Consider the following 14,145-nt stretch of genomic DNA (forward strand, 5'->3'; position numbering starts at 1 on the left):
CATGTCTGTCGTCCTGTACGGATCGCAAAGCACCGCCTCGCTGGTCGTGCACTGGCTGCTGATCGAGCTGGGCATCGAACACGAACTGCACCAGCTAGATTTCGAGCGGCGCGAGCAGAAGTCTCCCGGCTATCTCGCGATCAATCCGGCAGGGCGCGTGCCGACGCTGCTGATCGATGGCCAGGTGCTCACCGAATCGGCGGCCATCGCCATGCACCTTGCCGACTTGCATCCGCAGGCCGGGTTCGCGCCGCCTGCCGGCACTCCGGCGCGTGGCGACTACTACCGCTGGATGTGCTTCTGCGTCTACACGCTGATGCCGGCCTACCGCGCGTGGTTCTACCCGCATGAGCCGGCCGGCGAGGCGGCTGTCGACGCGGTGAAGGAACGTGCCCGCGTGCAGCTGGAGGCGGCCTGGCAACAGGTGGCCGACCACCTGCAGGACGAGCAGGGGCCGTACATGCTGGGCGCGCAGGTCTCGGCGGTGGATTTCATGCTGGCCATGCTGATGCGCTGGTCGCGCAACATGCCGTGCCCGACCGATGCCTGGCCCGCGCTGGCCGCGCATGCGCGGCGGATGAAGGATCGTCCCGCGCTGGCGGAGGTCTACCGCCGCGAGGGCATCGACGACTGGACCTGAGGTACGGCGCCAGCCTTCCCTCGGGGAGAAGCGGTGGCCCTTACCCGCAGGTGCGTCAGTCCACGTAGTCGTCGAACTTGCGGCCGCCCTGGAACGGCATCACGTGCTGCCGCACGATGCCCTTGGGCACCGTCTCCAGCTTCATCACGCCATATTCCTGCGGCCACTGCGCCTGGTCGCGCGGCAGCTTGAACGTGCCCATCAGCATGTCCACCAGCGGCAGGTGGATGGCGTAGTTCACGTCGATGTATTCCTTCTGCCGGGCGTGGTGCCAGTGGTGATAGCGCGGCAGCACCACCAGGTATTCCAGCCAGCCGAAGCGGATGCCGAGGTTGGCATGGGCCAGCACCGCCTGCAGGCCGACCAGGATCACGTAGGCGTTCACCGCCGGGGTGGAGAAGCCCAGCACCAGTAGCGGCAGCAGCACCGCGCTGCGGGTCATGACGATCTCGATGAAATGGATGCGCGAGCCCGCCAGCCAGTCCATGTGCCGGCTGGAGTGGTGCACGGCATGGAAGCGCCACAGCCACGGGACGTTGTGGTACGCGCGGTGCAGCAGCGCCTGCGCCATGTCGGCCACGAACACCGCGATCAGGAACTGCGCCCACACCGGCAGCGACTGGATCGCCGCCTTCAGCGACGGGAACGCGGCCAGCCCGGCGATGGTGGAGGTGGAGGCGGTGACCAGGATCAGGATGAACTGCACCAGCACGTGGCTCATGAAGAAATAGGCCACGTCGGTACGCCAGCCGGGGCGCAGCGGCGACAGCGCGCGCTTGCCCATATAGCGTTCCAGCGGCACGAACACCAGCGCCGAGAAAAACAGCGACAGCACGAACCAATCCAGCCCGAGCGAATAGGGCGTCTGGCCGATGGCGTCGAACTGCACGTTGGTGCCGCCCAGCAGCACCGCCAGCGTCGCGCTGCCGACGCCGATGGCGGCGATGCGCTTGTTGCGGTCGCGCAGGATGGCCAGCGTGCCGAGGATGAAGGCGGCGGACAGCCCGACCAGCAGCAGGTGGCGGGCGAACTGCTCGTTGTAGACGGCGCGGAACTCGCGGCTGGTCAGCAGCTCGGGGAAGTGGAAGCAGGCCACCGCCATCAGGCTCAGCACCCCCAGCAGCGCGGAGGCATAGGCGAAGAAGGAACGGTGCGGTCGGGCCATGCGCGGACTTCCTGTCGAAGATGGCCGGATTCTGCCTGCGCGCAAGGAACGGCGACAAGCCCGGCCATGCCACGCCCGGTGTGTAGGAGCGGCTTCAGCCGCGAAGGGGCTTTCCCGGCATCCCCGGTAGAGCCCCTTCGCGGCTGAAGCCGCTCCTACGGCATTGCTGATGGGCTCACAGCAGCGTGCGCACCGTCTCCGGCGGGCGGCACAGCGCGGTGCCCTTGGCGGTGCGCACGATCGGCCGGTTGATCAGCACCGGATGCATCGCCATCGCCTGGACCAGCGCGGTCTCGTCGTCGAGCCGGTCGGCCAGGCCCAGCTCGGCGTAGACGGCCTCCTTGCTGCGCAGCAGGTCGCGCGCGGGAATGCCCATTTCGTCCAGCAGCTGGCGCAGCGTCGCCGGATCGGGCGGGTCGGCGAGGTAGTCGACGATCTCGATGTCGGCGCCGGCCTCCTGCAGCAGGGCCAGCGCGCCGCGGGAATTGGAACAGCGGTTGTTGTGCCAGATCGTCGCTTTCATCGCGGTCAGAACCATTCCAGCAGCGAGATGCCGACGCCGACATAGGTGGCACGGTGGTTGTAGTCGATCATGCTTTCGCCGTAGCCGTCGAACACCTGCACGTGCCCGCGCAGCAGCCGGTTGAGCGGGAAACCATAGTCCACCTGCACCGAGCCGTGCGAGCGTTCGCCGCCGCGCAGCGAGTGGCGCGCGGTCACCGAGAACTCGTGTCCGTTGCGGTTGTAGACCAGGGTGGCGTCGCCGCGGCCGGTGAAGTCCTCGATGTCCGGGTTGTTGTCGTCCCGGGCGTTCTCGGGGATGCGGTACCAGGGCCGCAGCATGATCGCCCAGTTCTCCCGGTCCAGGCCGACGTTCAGGATCACCCGGTTCCAGCTGCGCGACAGCGGATCGCTGCGGCCGTTGGACTGGTGGTTGAGGCTGATGCCGGTTATGCGCCCGTTCCAGCCGAACAGCGAATAGCCGTTGCGGAAGACCAGCATGGCTTCCGGTTCGTAGTTGGTCTCGCGGAACGGCCGCGAGATCTGGCTGTTGTAGGCCTGCCAGTGCGAACTCTGGGTATAGCCGACCCAGACGTCGCCGTTGTCGCCGAACAGGTTCTCGGCGACCTTGGTCTTGAAGCTGAGCTGGAACTTCAGCTCGGTGTTGTCCAGCTCCTCCGCTTCGGTGGCGGTATTGGCGGGATTGGGCGAATGCGGCATCCGGTTCGGCTTGCTGCTCCAGAACGCGGGCAGCAGGTAGACCGGCTTGTAGGCGCGCAACTGGTACAGGCCCAGCTTGGAATCCTTGGCCAGTTCCCAGCGGCTGTCCAGCATCGAGCCGCGGCCGGCGTTGGCCACCGCCGACGCGAGGTCGTCGTGGGCGAAAAGCTCGTTGCGCCGCGGCAGCGGCTGGTCCAGCTCCTTGGCGCTGGCCTTGGCTTCCTTGAGCGTCTGCTGCGCGGCGCTGGCGGCGGCGTCCGCCGCCCGGGTATCGGCCGGCGCGCGGCCCAGCGCGCGGTCGTAGCAGCTCAGGCGGGCGGCATCGGAGTCCAAGGCGAAACAGGCCTGTGGCGAGGCCGGCGTGGCGATCGATTCCTGCGCCAGCGCGGTGGCGGAGCAACCCGACAGGGCGAGCAGCAGGACAGGGCGGGCGCGGTAGGTATGCATGCGGCGACGGTCATCCGGACGTGGGGGAAGGGCGCCCTGCACCCAGGGCGGGGTCCATCCGGCGGGATTGTCGGTCATTGCCGTGTGCAGCGGGAGTCATGGCCGCCCGCCGCTGGTTCAGACGAACCAGGCGAGGGCGAAAATGCCCAGCATCGCCACCGCCAGGCCGAGCTTGAGCGCCACCCCCAGCACGATGCCCAGCCAGGTGCCGATGCCCACCTTCGTTGCCCGGCCCAGCTGGCGGCCATGCAGGTACTCGCCGAGCAGCGCGCCCACGAAGGGGCCGGCGAACAGGCCGATGGGCATGAAGAACAGCCCGGCCACGGTGCCCACCAGCGAGCCGACCAGCGCCAGCCGGCTGGCGCCCAGCCGCTGCGCGCCAAGGGTGGTGGAAAGCACGTCGACCACGATGGAGATCGCGGTCAGCACCCCCAGGACCACCAGCGGCAGCCAGCCGACGCGTGCGAACCCGTCCGTCCAGGCCGCGACCAGCAGGCCGGCGAACACCAGCGGGATTCCGGGGAGCGCGGGTAGGACCACGCCGGCGATGCCGACGATCACCAGCAAGGCCGCTAGCAGATAAAGTATGAATGAATAGTCCATGTAGGTCGCGCAGGGTGTCCAAAAGGGGTTGACAAGATTGTCTTGGCCCGATTGATTTTTGGTTATGGCCGGGTTAAGTTTCAGCCGCTGAGCTTGGCAAGGTCACCGTGAATCGTGGCCTGATGGGTAGATCGCATGATTTGCTGCATCGTTACACCTCGCTTCCTCCTTGCAGTCAGCCGCCTCCAGGGGCGTATCCATCAAACGAGAGAGCAACAGGGAGTCAGTCGAGATGTCCGATCGCGAAACCGGCATTGTCAAGTGGTTCAACGACGCCAAGGGCTTCGGCTTCATCAGCCGCGAAAATGGCGAAGACGTGTTTGTGCACTTCCGCGCCATCCAGACCCAGGGCTTCAAGAGCCTGAAGGAAGGCCAGAAGGTCACCTTCACCGTGGTGCAGGGTCAGAAGGGCCTGCAGGCTGACGCCGTGCAGCCGGTCTGAGACCGCCCCACACAGTTGCGGAAAGAAAAGGCCCGCGCGAGCGGGCCTTTTCCATTCCGCGACCGGACGTGCGACCGGTCAGCGCAGCACCACGCGGCCATTGACCACGCGCACGTACGTGTTCTCGCGCACGCCGCCGAGGTCCTTCTGGTTGACCACGATCACGCGGCCATCGTCCATGCGCACCTGGATGTCGTAGGAATCGCCGGTGACATTCTGCTGGATCTTGTTGCCTGCCACCGCGCCGGCGGCGGCGCCGGCCGCGGCGGAGATGTTCTGGTTGCCCTTGCTGCCGCCGGTGTGGCTGGAGATCTCGTGCCCGGCCACTGCGCCGACGATGCCGCCGAGGATCGCACCCGTCGCCGAGGGCGCGGTGCGGCCCGAGGCCACCGTATCGATGCGGGTGACGATGCCGCAGTCGGCGCAGCGGGCGTTGTTGTAGCCGCCGTTGTTGTAACCGCCGTTGTTGTAGCCACCGCCGCTGTAGCCGGGGGAGGTGGCGCAGCCCGCCAGGGCCAGGCTGGCGATGGCGCCCGCAGCGATCAACTGGATCTTCATGGTGATTCTCCTTGCCAGAGGGATAGCGGGTATGGCCATACCCGGCACGGTGAATCCTCCCTTTTCACGCGTGAATGGCGGGCCAACCGCGCGTGAAACGCAAGTCGATTCAGCGGAAATCCTGGTGGCAGGCCTTGCAGTCGTTTCCAAGCTGTTCAGTGACCGCGGCCAGGGCGGTGCAGTCGGCCGGCGCCGCAGCCAGGGCGTCGTTCAAGGTGGCGCGGAAACGGCTGGCATGCTGCTGGAAGCGGGGATCGTCGCGCAGGCCGGCGAAGGCCAGGTCCAGGTCGTTGGACAGGGCGCGCAGAGTCTGCAGACGCGGCAGAGTGTCGTTGACCGTGCAGCGGTTCTGCTTGCGGCTGTCGTTGAGCATCTGCGACTGGCGCGCCATGACGTGCATCAGGCTGCCGGGGAACGGGTCCTGCCGTGCCTGGATGGCGCGCATGGCCATGACGGCGGCCACGATGCCGATCAGCAGGCCGGCGATCAGCACGAACAGGTAGCGGGATGCGTTGGACGGGGTGCGGCTGGGTTCGGTCATGGCCCTGGCTCTGCTTGTGGGATGCGGCGATGGTACGACGCGCAGCGCGTTTCCGGCCACGGTTAAAATGCGCGCATGAAAGAACAACTGCGCGAACGTTTCGCCGGCATCGACCGGTTGTATGGCGCCGGCTCGATCGAGCGGCTGTCCGCCTGCCGGGTCGCGGTGGTGGGCATGGGCGGGGTGGGGTCGTGGGTGGTCGAGGCGCTGGTGCGCTCGGCGGTCGGCCACCTGACCCTGATCGATGCGGACGACATCTGCGTGTCGAACACCAACCGGCAGCTTCCGGCGATAGCGGGCCAGTACGGGCGCAACAAGGCGGTGGCCATGGCCGAGCGCTGCCGCGCGATCAACCCCGACGTCGGGGTCGAGGCGGTGGAGGCGTTCCTGACCGGCACCAACATGGCCGAGCTGTTGGACCGCGGCTTCGACCTGGTCATCGACGCCTGCGACAGCTTCCGGGTGAAGGTCGAGACCATCGCCTGGTGCCGCCGCCGCAAGCTGCCCCTGATCACCGTGGGCGCGGCCGGCGGGCGCACCGATCCGACCCTGGTACGGGTGCGCGACGTCTCGCGCACCGAACACGACGCGATGCTGGCGCTGATCCGCAAGAAGCTGCGCGCTGAGTTCAACTTCCCCAAGAATCCGCAGCGCTACTTCGGCGTGCCGGCGGTGTATTCGCTGGAGAACGTGAAGTATCCGCAGGCCGATGGCAGCGTCTGCGGGCTGCGGCCCAACCTGGGCGCCGACGCGGCGCTCAAGCTCGATTGCGGCGCCGGCTTGGGGGCGGCCACACACATCACCGGCGCGTTCGCCTTCGCCGCGGTCGGCAAGGCGTTGGAGATGCTGCTCAAGCCGAAGGCACGCTGATCGCCCCTCCCGTAGGAGCGACTTCAGTCGCGACAGCGGCTTTGCGACGGCGCAAGCCGCCTGCGTGGACCATGACGGGAAAGCCCCGTCGCGACTGAAGTCGCTCCTACGGGGATGGCGAGTCCGGCAGGTCGAACAGGCGCCGTGCGTTGGCGGTGGTCTGCGCGGCCACCTCTTCAACCGGTTGCCCGCGCAGACCGGCGATGACCGCGGCGATGGCGGGCAGGCGCGCCGGTTCGTTGCGCTGGCCGCGGATGCCGGCATCGGGCTGGTCCGGCGCGTCGGTTTCCAGCAGCAGGAATTCCAGCGGCATCGTCGCTGCCAGCGCGCGCAGGCGGTTGGCGCGCGGGTAGGTGACCGGCCCGCCCAGTCCGAGCAGGAATCCCATGTCCCACAGCTGCCGGGCCTGTTCCGGGCTGCCGGAAAAACTGTGCACGACGCCGCGCAGGCCGCCGATGCGCCTCAGGGTGTGGATCACCTCCTCCACCGCGCGGCGGGCGTGCACGATCACCGGCAGTCCGAACTCCCGCGCCAGCTGCAGCTGCGCGTCGAAGTAGCGGCGCTGGGCGGCGGCGTCCAGGCCTTCCACGAAGAAATCCAGCCCGCATTCGCCGACGGCGCAGGGGCGCTCGCGCTCCAGCCAGTCGCGCAGCTCGTCCAGATGCTCTGGTCGATGCGCGGCCAGGAACATCGGGTGCAGGCCGTAGGCCGGGTGCAGCGCACTGTCGCCGGCGCAGGCCTGCCGCAGGCCCGGCCAGCTGGCCGCCGTGATCGCCGGAACCACCATCGCGGCCACGCCCGCGGCCCTGGCGCGGGCAACCATGGCATCGCGGTCGCCATCGAACTCGGGCGCATCCAGATGGCAATGGCTGTCTACCAGCTGCATCGGTCAGCGCTTGCGCGGAAGCGCGGGAGGTTCAGTGGGGGCAACCGGATCCTTGCGGCGCTTCCAGTTGGCCAGCAGCAGGGTGCCCAGGCCGAACAGGATCTCGTCGACGAAGGGCACCGGATCGGGCAGCAGCATGCTCAGCGCGAACAGCGCCGCGGTGATCTTGAACAGCGTGGGATAGCGCAACCGGCGGGCCCATTCCATGAAGGACAGCAGCACGGGACTGGACATGGCGGATTCCTGGAGGCGACGGAATGTCGACAGGCGCTCATATTGCGGCAAGCCGGCGGCTTTACGAGAGGCGGGTACGACGGGGGATGCCTTCGTTCAGGTTTGCCGTGCTGGAATTGCCCCAGTCAACAGGCGGGCGACCCGCACGGAGCAGACGATGAAGAGCAATACGACTACCGTTCTGGTGGCTGCCGGCGCCCTGCTGGTAGGCGGCATCGCCACCGCGGCGTTCATGAGCGGCCGTGGCACGAGCGCGTCGCCGTCCCCCGTGCAGCCGGCACAGCCGGTGCTGGACACCACACCGCTGGCCGACGATGCCGCTGCCGGCAACGCGGTCGCTCCGCGCGAGGCGACGCTCGAATACGCCGACGTGCTCAAGGTCGCGCCGATCAGCCGCAGCGAACCGGCCTATGCCACCGTGATCGGCACCGAACCGGTACGCCAGACATCGACCACGACGGTGCCGCGCGAAGTGTGCGAGGACGTGGTGGTGGAGGAGCGGCTGCCCGAACGCGACGGCAACGTCGGCGGCACGGTCGCCGGCGCGGTCATCGGCGGCCTGCTGGGCAACCAGGTGGGCAAGGGCAACGGCCGCAAGGCCGCGACCGCGGCCGGCGCGGTGGCCGGCGGCGTGATCGGCAACCAGGTCGACAAGCGCCACGTCGGCGGCCGCGTCGTGCAGCGCACCGAGCGCCAGTGCCATACCGAACAGACCGCGTCGGAATCCTCGCGCGTCACCGGCTACAACGTCACCTACCGCAAGGCCGATGGCAGCACCGGCACCATGCGCATGGACAAGCAGCCGGGCAACCGCGTCGCCCTCGGCAACGCCAGCCGCACCGTCGGTTACGACGTCACCTATCGCTTCAACGGCCAGGAGAAGACGGTGCGCATGGACGACAAGCCGGCCAGCGACCGCCTGCCGGTCATCGACGGCCAGGTCGTGACGCAGACGGCGGCCGTGGATACCGGCAGCAACCGCCAGTAACAGCACGGTTTTCCGCGAGCCCCTCTCCCGCGGGGAGAGGGGGCGGGGTGAGGGCAGGGCGAAGCCCTTTGACGCTTGGCCGCAAGTTCTCCACCCCGGCAGCGCGCCACGAAAAACCAGCGCAGACGAAAAAGCCCCGGTTTTCCAACCGGGGCTTCTTCTTTTCCGGCGACCGCAACGACGCTTACGCGCCGGCTTTGCTCTTGGCCAGGCGCAGCCAGGTGTCGACCACCGTGTCCGGGTTCAGCGACACCGATTCGATGCCTTCCTGCATCAGCCACTCGGCCAGGTCCGGATGGTCGGACGGGCCCTGGCCGCAGATGCCGACGTACTTGCCCTTGGCGCGGGCGGCCTTGATCGCCATCGACAGCAGCTTCTTCACCGCCGGGTTCCGCTCGTCGAACAGGTGGGCGACGATCGACGAATCGCGGTCCAGGCCGAGCGAGAGCTGGGTCAGGTCGTTGGAGCCGATGGAGAAGCCGTCGAAGATATCCAGGAACTCGTCGGCAAGCAGCGCGTTGGACGGCACCTCGCACATCATGATGATCTTCAGGCCGTTCTCGCCCTGGCGCAGGCCGTTCTGGGCCAGCACCTCGACCACCTTGCGGCCTTCCTCCAGCGTGCGCACGAACGGGATCATGACCCACAGGTTGTCCAGGCCCATCTCGTTGCGCACGCGCAGCACGGCCTGGCACTCCAGCGCGAACGCTTTGGCGAACGACGGATCGACGTAGCGGCTGGCGCCGCGGAAGCCGATCATCGGGTTCTCTTCGTGCGGCTCGTAGTTGCTGCCGCCGATCAGGTTGGCGTACTCGTTGGACTTGAAGTCCGACAGGCGCACGATCACCGGGTTCGGCGCGACCGAGGCGGTGAGGGTGGCGATGCCCTCGGCCAGGCGGTCCACGTAGAAGCTCACCGGGTCCCTGTAGCCGGCGATCTTCTCGTCGATCTTCTTCTTCGTCGCCGCGTCCTGACGGTCGTATTCCAGCAGCGCGTTCGGGTGCACGCCGATGTGACTGGCGATGATCATCTCCAGGCGCGCCAGGCCGATGCCGGCGTTCGGCAGCTGGCCGAAGTCGAAGGCGCGTTCCGGGTTGGCCACGTTCATCATGATCTTCAGCGGCGCCGGCGGCATGTTGCCCAGGTCGGTGGTGGCGCGCTCGAAGCCCAGCGTGCCCTCGTAGATGAAGCCGGTATCGCCTTCGGCGCAGCTGACGGTGACTTCCTGGCCGTCGGCGATGACCTGGGTGGCGTTGCCCGAACCGACCACGGCCGGCACGCCCAGCTCGCGGGCGATGATCGCGGCGTGGCAGGTGCGGCCGCCGCGGTTGGTGACGATGGCCGAGGCGCGCTTCATCACCGGCTCCCAGTCGGGGTCGGTCATGTCGGCGATCAGCACGTCGCCGGGCTGCACGCGGTTCATGTCGTCCAGGGTCTTGACCACGCGGGCCACGCCGGCGCCGATCTTGGCGCCGACGGCGCGGCCTTCGGCCAGTACTTTGCCGCCCTTTTCGGTCAGCGCGAAGCGCTCGATCTGGGTGGCGTGGCTGCGCGACTTCACCGTCTCCGGGCGCGCCTGCACGATGAACAGCTTGCCGCTGACGCCGTCCTTGGCCCACTCGATGTCCATCGGGCGGCCGTAGTGCTTCTCGATGGTCAGCGCCTGGCGCGACAGCTCGGCCACGTCCTCGTCGCTGATCGAGAAGGTGGTGCGCAGCTCGGTCGGGGTGTCCTCGATCTTGACGCGCTCGCCGGGGACGTCCGAATACACCATGCGGATCGCCTTGCTGCCGAGCGCGCGGCGCAGGATCGCCGGCTTGCCGGCCTGCAGGGTGGGCTTGTAGACGTAGAACTCGTCCGGGTTGACCGCGCCCTGCACGACCATCTCGCCCAGGCCGAAGGACGAGGTGACGAACACCACGTCGCGGAAGCCGGATTCGGTGTCCAGGGTGAACAGCACGCCCGAGGAACCCACGCCCGAGCGCACCATCAGTTGCACGCCGGCGGACAGGAACACGTCCTCGTGCTTGAAGCCGTGGTGCACGCGGTAGGCGATGGCGCGGTCGTTGTACAGCGAAGCGAACACTTCCTTGACCTTGTGCACGACATCGTCGGCGCCGGTGACGTTGAGGAAGGTTTCCTGCTGGCCGGCGAAGGAGGCATCGGGCAGGTCTTCGGCGGTGGCCGAGGAACGCACCGCCACCGCCACCTCGCCGCCGCCGTTGTCGGCGCACAGGCGGGCGTAGGCGTCGCGGATGTCCTTGTCCAGCGCCGGCTGCAGCGGGGCGTCGATCACCCAGCCGCGGATCTCCCCGCCGGCGGCGGTCAGCGCGTTGACATCCTCCACGTCCAGCGTCGCCAGCCGGTCGAAGATGCGCTTGGACAGGTCGTTGTGGGCGATGAAATCCTTGAACGCTTCGGCGGTGGTGGCGTAGCCGCCCGGCACCGAGACTCCCAGGCCGGCAAGGTTGCCGATCATCTCGCCGAGCGAGGAATTCTTGCCACCCACGCGGGCCAGGTCGGCCAGGCGCAGCTCATGCAACCACAGGATGTTCTCGTTCAAGCGCGATGCTCCGTTGAGGCCATCGCCCGAGGCGGGCTGGTATGGCCACGTCCGTAGGAAGAAGCCAATATGATGCAGTGCACACCTAGGCGGCACAAGCTTGTGACATTACTTTGTCTTGTGCTTGTCTTTCCCGAGACAGAAGCTGGCCATACGGCCGGCTCCGGGGCCAACCATCCTCCAAGGAGTCCTGCATGACGGCGATCCGGCCGGTGTTCTATGTATCCGACGGCACCGGCATCACTGCCGAGACCGTGGGCCACAGCCTGCTGACCCAGTTCTCCGGGTTCAGTTTCGTGACCGATCGCATGTCGTTCGTGGACGATACGGACAAGGCGCACGAAGCGGCCCGCCGCATCCGCGCCGCGGGCGAGCGCTACCAGGTGCGGCCGATCGTGGTCAGTTCCTGCGTGGACTCGGCGCTGGCCCGGATCCTGGAGGAGAGCGGGGCGCTGGTGCTGGACGTCTTCGTGCCGTTCATCGGCCCGCTGGAGCAGGAACTGGCGGCCGCGCGCCATTCCAAGATCGGCCAGGCCCACGGCATGGTGGATTTCGACACCTACCACCGCCGCATCAACGCCATGAACTTCGCCCTCAGCCACGACGACGGCATCGCGGTGAACTACGACGAGGCCGACGTGGTGCTGGTGGCGGTGTCGCGCGCCGGCAAGACCCCGACCTGCATCTACCTGGCGCTGCACTACGGCATCCGCGCGGCCAACTACCCGTTGACCGAGGAGGATCTGGAGAGCGACCGCCTGCCGCCACGCCTGCGTCCGTACCGCAACAAGCTGTTCGGCCTGACCATCGATCCGGAGCGCCTGCAGCAGATCCGCCAGGAACGCCGGCCCAATTCCCGCTATGCCAGCGCCGAGGTCTGCCGCCGCGAAGTAGCCGCGGCCGAAACCATGTTCCGCATGGAGCGCATCCCGACCCTGAGCACCACCCACACCTCGATCGAGGAGATCTCCAGCAAGGTGCTGGGCACGCTGGGGCTGCAGCGGGAGATGTTCTGAAACCGCGCCGCATGCCGCGGCGATGCCCGCCGTGTACGATCACCCCATGACCCAGGCCCTTTCCCGCGTCGATCGCATCCCCCGGCTCAGTCGGCTCGGCTGGCTGATGGGGCTGTACGCGGAGAACTACCTGCACCTGATGCGGCTGTTCGCGCCGGACCATCTGCGCGAAGGGCGCTACGCCTCGTCTATCGGCGACGGGCTGGACCTGTACCTGGAAGTGATCGAGTGCCACCGCTACACGGTCGAACTGCGGATGACCTACGGCATCCTCGATCCGCTGACCGGCGAGCCCGATCCGTCGGCCTACGTGCGCCTCTACCGCGATGCGCGGCAGGTGGAGACCACGCACTGCTATGTCGGGCGGCGCTGGCAGGACGTGGTGGGCATGTACCCGCCGGCGGACGAACTGGTCAGCCATCGCCTGCGCATGAACACCTTCCTCGGCAAGTGGCTGGAATACCTGGCCGAGCGCGGCCATGGCGTGGCCACGCTGCGCCGCCTCGATGAAACCAGCGTCCTGATGTGAACCCGTAGGAGCGCACCTTGGTGCGCGACGGGGCATTGCCGGGAAATCCCCATCGCGCACCAAGGTGCGCTCCTACGGGAGCCGATGCGATCGGTCATACTGCGCGCTTTCGCCGTGCGTTTCCGATACCGATGCCCTATACCCCGATTCTTGCCACCTTGGGCTATGTGCTGTCCGAGGACGGCTCCCAGGCCCTGATGATCCACCGCAATACCCGTCCCGGCGACCTGCACCTGGGCAAGTACAACGGGCTGGGCGGCAAGATGGAGCCCGACGAGGACGCGCTGGCATGCATGCACCGCGAGATCCGCGAGGAAGCCGGCATCGAATGCGGCACCACGCGCCTGCGCGGCACCATCAGCTGGCCGGGGTTCGGCAAGCACGGCGAGGACTGGTTCGCCTTCGTGTTCGTGATCGACGACTGGACCGGCACGCCGCTGCAGTCCAACCCGGAAGGCACGCTGGAATGGGTGCCGCTGGACCGGCTCGAATCGCTGCCGCTGTGGGAGGGCGACCGTCATTTCCTGCCGCTGGTGTTCGATGCCGATCCGCGTCCCTTCCACGGCGTGATGCCGTACCAGGATGGCCGCATGCAGTCGTGGAACTACACCCGGCTGTAGGATCTGCCGCCGTCACGCCACGACGCCGGCGGCCGGCGTGCGAGGTGCGCATTGCATCGCCCGGCCGCACGCGCGCCATGCGTCTGCTGCATGGCCGTATTCACGCCGACCGCGCTACGCTGGCGCGGCCATGATCCGGAAACCCGACATGAAACGTCACTTCTCCATGCTGCGCGAGTTCCAACTCGCCGACTGGTTCACGCTGGGCAATGCGTTCTGCGGCACCGGCGCGGTGTTCGCGGCGATGCGCTTCCTGCAGGACGGCCAGCGCGGTTTCCTGCTGTTCGGCATGGCGCTGATCCCGCTGGCATTCGTGTTCGATGCGCTGGACGGCCGGATCGCACGCTGGCGGCAGTCGTCCTCGACCCTGGGCCGCGAACTGGATTCGCTGGCCGACGTCATCTCCTTCGGCGTCGCGCCGGCCGCGCTGGCCTATGCCTGCGGCATGCAGGGCGGCTGGGACTGGCTGGTGCTGAGCTATTTCGTCTGTTGCGGCGTCAGCCGGCTGGCGCGCTACAACGTGACCGCCGAGGAGATCGCCGGCGATTCGGACAAGGTGCCGTACTTCGAAGGCACACCGATTCCCACCAGCCTGGCGCTGGTGATCCTGCTGGCCGTCGCCGCGCATTTCAATGCGATCGGCGGCGCCTTGTGGGGCGGAGTCTGGCAACTGGGGCCGTGGCAGCTGCATCCGCTGGTGCTGCTGTTCGCGCTGTCCGGTTCGCTGATGATCAGCAAGACCCTGCATATTCCCAAGCCCTGACCGCCGCAGCGCGGCCGCATTGCTATCATCGCGCGACGACGGCGAAGCAGGGCGATGGC

At 67.6% G+C, this 14,145-nt stretch carries 17 protein-coding genes; 8 read left to right on the forward strand and 9 right to left on the reverse strand.

All coding sequences use genetic code 11. The features are described from left to right. Nucleotide 1: 1 nt before the first annotated feature. Nucleotides 2–640, forward strand: a complete 639-nt coding sequence (locus CQ393_RS01780) for a glutathione S-transferase family protein (protein ID WP_153189921.1) — start codon at nt 2–4, stop codon at nt 638–640. A 55-nt stretch (nt 641–695) separates the two neighbouring features. Here CQ393_RS01780 and CQ393_RS01785 read toward each other — a convergent pair whose 3' ends face one another. The 4 genes from CQ393_RS01785 to CQ393_RS01800 form a co-directional block, all read right to left on the reverse strand. Continuing rightward, nucleotides 696–1,805, reverse strand: a complete 1,110-nt coding sequence (locus tag CQ393_RS01785) for a sterol desaturase family protein (protein WP_153189922.1) — start codon at nt 1,803–1,805, stop codon at nt 696–698. Between the two features lie 175 nt (nt 1,806–1,980). Beyond that, nucleotides 1,981–2,328 (reverse strand): arsenate reductase (glutaredoxin), encoded by a 348-nt coding sequence (arsC, locus tag CQ393_RS01790; RefSeq protein ID WP_194269549.1) that lies wholly within the window; start codon nt 2,326–2,328, stop codon nt 1,981–1,983. 5 nt (nt 2,329–2,333) lie between these two features. Continuing rightward, complete coding sequence (locus CQ393_RS01795) at nt 2,334–3,473, reverse strand: phospholipase A (RefSeq protein ID WP_153189924.1); 1,140 nt, start codon at nt 3,471–3,473, stop codon at nt 2,334–2,336. Between the two features lie 117 nt (nt 3,474–3,590). Further along, a complete protein-coding gene (locus CQ393_RS01800) occupies nt 3,591–4,076 on the reverse strand; it encodes a DUF456 domain-containing protein (protein WP_153189925.1) in 486 nt (161 codons plus the stop codon). Between the two features lie 232 nt (nt 4,077–4,308). On the opposite strand from CQ393_RS01800, the gene CQ393_RS01805 reads away from it, so the two are divergent. Further along, on the forward strand, nt 4,309–4,518 hold the full coding sequence (locus tag CQ393_RS01805) for a cold-shock protein (protein ID WP_054665365.1): 210 nt from the start codon (nt 4,309–4,311) through the stop codon (nt 4,516–4,518). A gap of 78 nt (nt 4,519–4,596) precedes the next feature. Here the strand turns inward: CQ393_RS01805 and CQ393_RS01810 are convergent, their stop codons facing one another. Together CQ393_RS01810 and CQ393_RS01815 are read right to left on the reverse strand one after the other, a co-directional pair. Then, on the reverse strand, nt 4,597–5,076 hold the full coding sequence (locus tag CQ393_RS01810) for a glycine zipper 2TM domain-containing protein (RefSeq protein WP_153189926.1): 480 nt from the start codon (nt 5,074–5,076) through the stop codon (nt 4,597–4,599). A gap of 109 nt (nt 5,077–5,185) precedes the next feature. Then, nucleotides 5,186–5,617, reverse strand: a complete 432-nt coding sequence (locus CQ393_RS01815) for a cytochrome c (RefSeq protein ID WP_153189927.1) — start codon at nt 5,615–5,617, stop codon at nt 5,186–5,188. A 75-nt stretch (nt 5,618–5,692) separates the two neighbouring features. On the opposite strand from CQ393_RS01815, the gene CQ393_RS01820 reads away from it, so the two are divergent. Then, complete coding sequence (locus CQ393_RS01820; protein ID WP_153189928.1) at nt 5,693–6,487, forward strand: tRNA threonylcarbamoyladenosine dehydratase; 795 nt, start codon at nt 5,693–5,695, stop codon at nt 6,485–6,487. Between the two features lie 106 nt (nt 6,488–6,593). Here the strand turns inward: CQ393_RS01820 and CQ393_RS01825 are convergent, their stop codons facing one another. Both CQ393_RS01825 and CQ393_RS01830 read right to left on the reverse strand, forming a co-directional pair. Beyond that, a complete protein-coding gene (locus CQ393_RS01825; protein WP_153189929.1) occupies nt 6,594–7,373 on the reverse strand; it encodes a TatD family hydrolase in 780 nt (259 codons plus the stop codon). 3 nt (nt 7,374–7,376) lie between these two features. After that, nucleotides 7,377–7,607, reverse strand: a complete 231-nt coding sequence (locus tag CQ393_RS01830; protein ID WP_153189930.1) for a DUF6116 family protein — start codon at nt 7,605–7,607, stop codon at nt 7,377–7,379. A 157-nt stretch (nt 7,608–7,764) separates the two neighbouring features. On the opposite strand from CQ393_RS01830, the gene CQ393_RS01835 reads away from it, so the two are divergent. Then, the gene (locus CQ393_RS01835; RefSeq protein ID WP_153189931.1) at nt 7,765–8,595 is read left to right on the forward strand and encodes a glycine zipper 2TM domain-containing protein; all 831 of its coding nucleotides are present in this window, start codon (nt 7,765–7,767) and stop codon (nt 8,593–8,595) included. Between the two features lie 184 nt (nt 8,596–8,779). Here the strand turns inward: CQ393_RS01835 and ppsA are convergent, their stop codons facing one another. Beyond that, complete coding sequence (gene ppsA / locus CQ393_RS01840) at nt 8,780–11,158, reverse strand: phosphoenolpyruvate synthase (protein WP_153189932.1); 2,379 nt, start codon at nt 11,156–11,158, stop codon at nt 8,780–8,782. 194 nt (nt 11,159–11,352) lie between these two features. Here ppsA and CQ393_RS01845 point away from each other — a divergent pair, with 194 nt between their 5' ends. The 4 genes from CQ393_RS01845 (at nt 11,353) to CQ393_RS01860 (ending at nt 14,086) form a co-directional block, all read left to right on the forward strand. Further along, entirely contained in the window at nt 11,353–12,174 is an 822-nt protein-coding gene (locus tag CQ393_RS01845; protein ID WP_153189933.1) for a pyruvate, water dikinase regulatory protein, read from the forward strand. Between the two features lie 46 nt (nt 12,175–12,220). After that, nucleotides 12,221–12,703: a DUF1249 domain-containing protein gene (locus tag CQ393_RS01850; RefSeq protein ID WP_153189934.1), complete on the forward strand. Its 483-nt coding sequence runs from the start codon at nt 12,221–12,223 to the stop codon at nt 12,701–12,703. 131 nt (nt 12,704–12,834) lie between these two features. Beyond that, complete coding sequence (locus CQ393_RS01855; protein WP_153189935.1) at nt 12,835–13,323, forward strand: 8-oxo-dGTP diphosphatase; 489 nt, start codon at nt 12,835–12,837, stop codon at nt 13,321–13,323. 148 nt (nt 13,324–13,471) lie between these two features. After that, nucleotides 13,472–14,086 (forward strand): CDP-alcohol phosphatidyltransferase family protein, encoded by a 615-nt coding sequence (locus tag CQ393_RS01860; protein WP_153189936.1) that lies wholly within the window; start codon nt 13,472–13,474, stop codon nt 14,084–14,086. The last annotated feature ends 59 nt before the right edge of the window (nt 14,087–14,145 follow it).

Origin of the sequence: Stenotrophomonas sp. MYb238 (assembly GCF_009496535.1) — a bacterium.
Classification (GTDB): domain Bacteria; phylum Pseudomonadota; class Gammaproteobacteria; order Xanthomonadales; family Xanthomonadaceae; genus Stenotrophomonas.

Bases quoted from the DNA above. Each gene is read 5' to 3' on its own strand.
- CQ393_RS01780 (WP_153189921.1), top strand. From the start codon at position 2: ATGTCTGTCGTCCTGTACGGATCGCAAAGCACCGCCTCGCTGGTCGTG.
- CQ393_RS01785 (WP_153189922.1), bottom strand. From the start codon at position 1,805: ATGGCCCGACCGCACCGTTCCTTCTTCGCCTATGCCTCCGCGCTGCTG.
- arsC (WP_194269549.1), bottom strand. From the start codon at position 2,328: ATGAAAGCGACGATCTGGCACAACAACCGCTGTTCCAATTCCCGCGGC.
- CQ393_RS01795 (WP_153189924.1), bottom strand. From the start codon at position 3,473: ATGCATACCTACCGCGCCCGCCCTGTCCTGCTGCTCGCCCTGTCGGGT.
- CQ393_RS01800 (WP_153189925.1), bottom strand. From the start codon at position 4,076: ATGGACTATTCATTCATACTTTATCTGCTAGCGGCCTTGCTGGTGATC.
- CQ393_RS01805 (WP_054665365.1), top strand. From the start codon at position 4,309: ATGTCCGATCGCGAAACCGGCATTGTCAAGTGGTTCAACGACGCCAAG.
- CQ393_RS01810 (WP_153189926.1), bottom strand. From the start codon at position 5,076: ATGAAGATCCAGTTGATCGCTGCGGGCGCCATCGCCAGCCTGGCCCTG.
- CQ393_RS01815 (WP_153189927.1), bottom strand. From the start codon at position 5,617: ATGACCGAACCCAGCCGCACCCCGTCCAACGCATCCCGCTACCTGTTC.
- CQ393_RS01820 (WP_153189928.1), top strand. From the start codon at position 5,693: ATGAAAGAACAACTGCGCGAACGTTTCGCCGGCATCGACCGGTTGTAT.
- CQ393_RS01825 (WP_153189929.1), bottom strand. From the start codon at position 7,373: ATGCAGCTGGTAGACAGCCATTGCCATCTGGATGCGCCCGAGTTCGAT.
- CQ393_RS01830 (WP_153189930.1), bottom strand. From the start codon at position 7,607: ATGTCCAGTCCCGTGCTGCTGTCCTTCATGGAATGGGCCCGCCGGTTG.
- CQ393_RS01835 (WP_153189931.1), top strand. From the start codon at position 7,765: ATGAAGAGCAATACGACTACCGTTCTGGTGGCTGCCGGCGCCCTGCTG.
- CQ393_RS01845 (WP_153189933.1), top strand. From the start codon at position 11,353: ATGACGGCGATCCGGCCGGTGTTCTATGTATCCGACGGCACCGGCATC.
- CQ393_RS01850 (WP_153189934.1), top strand. From the start codon at position 12,221: ATGACCCAGGCCCTTTCCCGCGTCGATCGCATCCCCCGGCTCAGTCGG.
- CQ393_RS01855 (WP_153189935.1), top strand. From the start codon at position 12,835: ATGCCCTATACCCCGATTCTTGCCACCTTGGGCTATGTGCTGTCCGAG.
- CQ393_RS01860 (WP_153189936.1), top strand. From the start codon at position 13,472: ATGAAACGTCACTTCTCCATGCTGCGCGAGTTCCAACTCGCCGACTGG.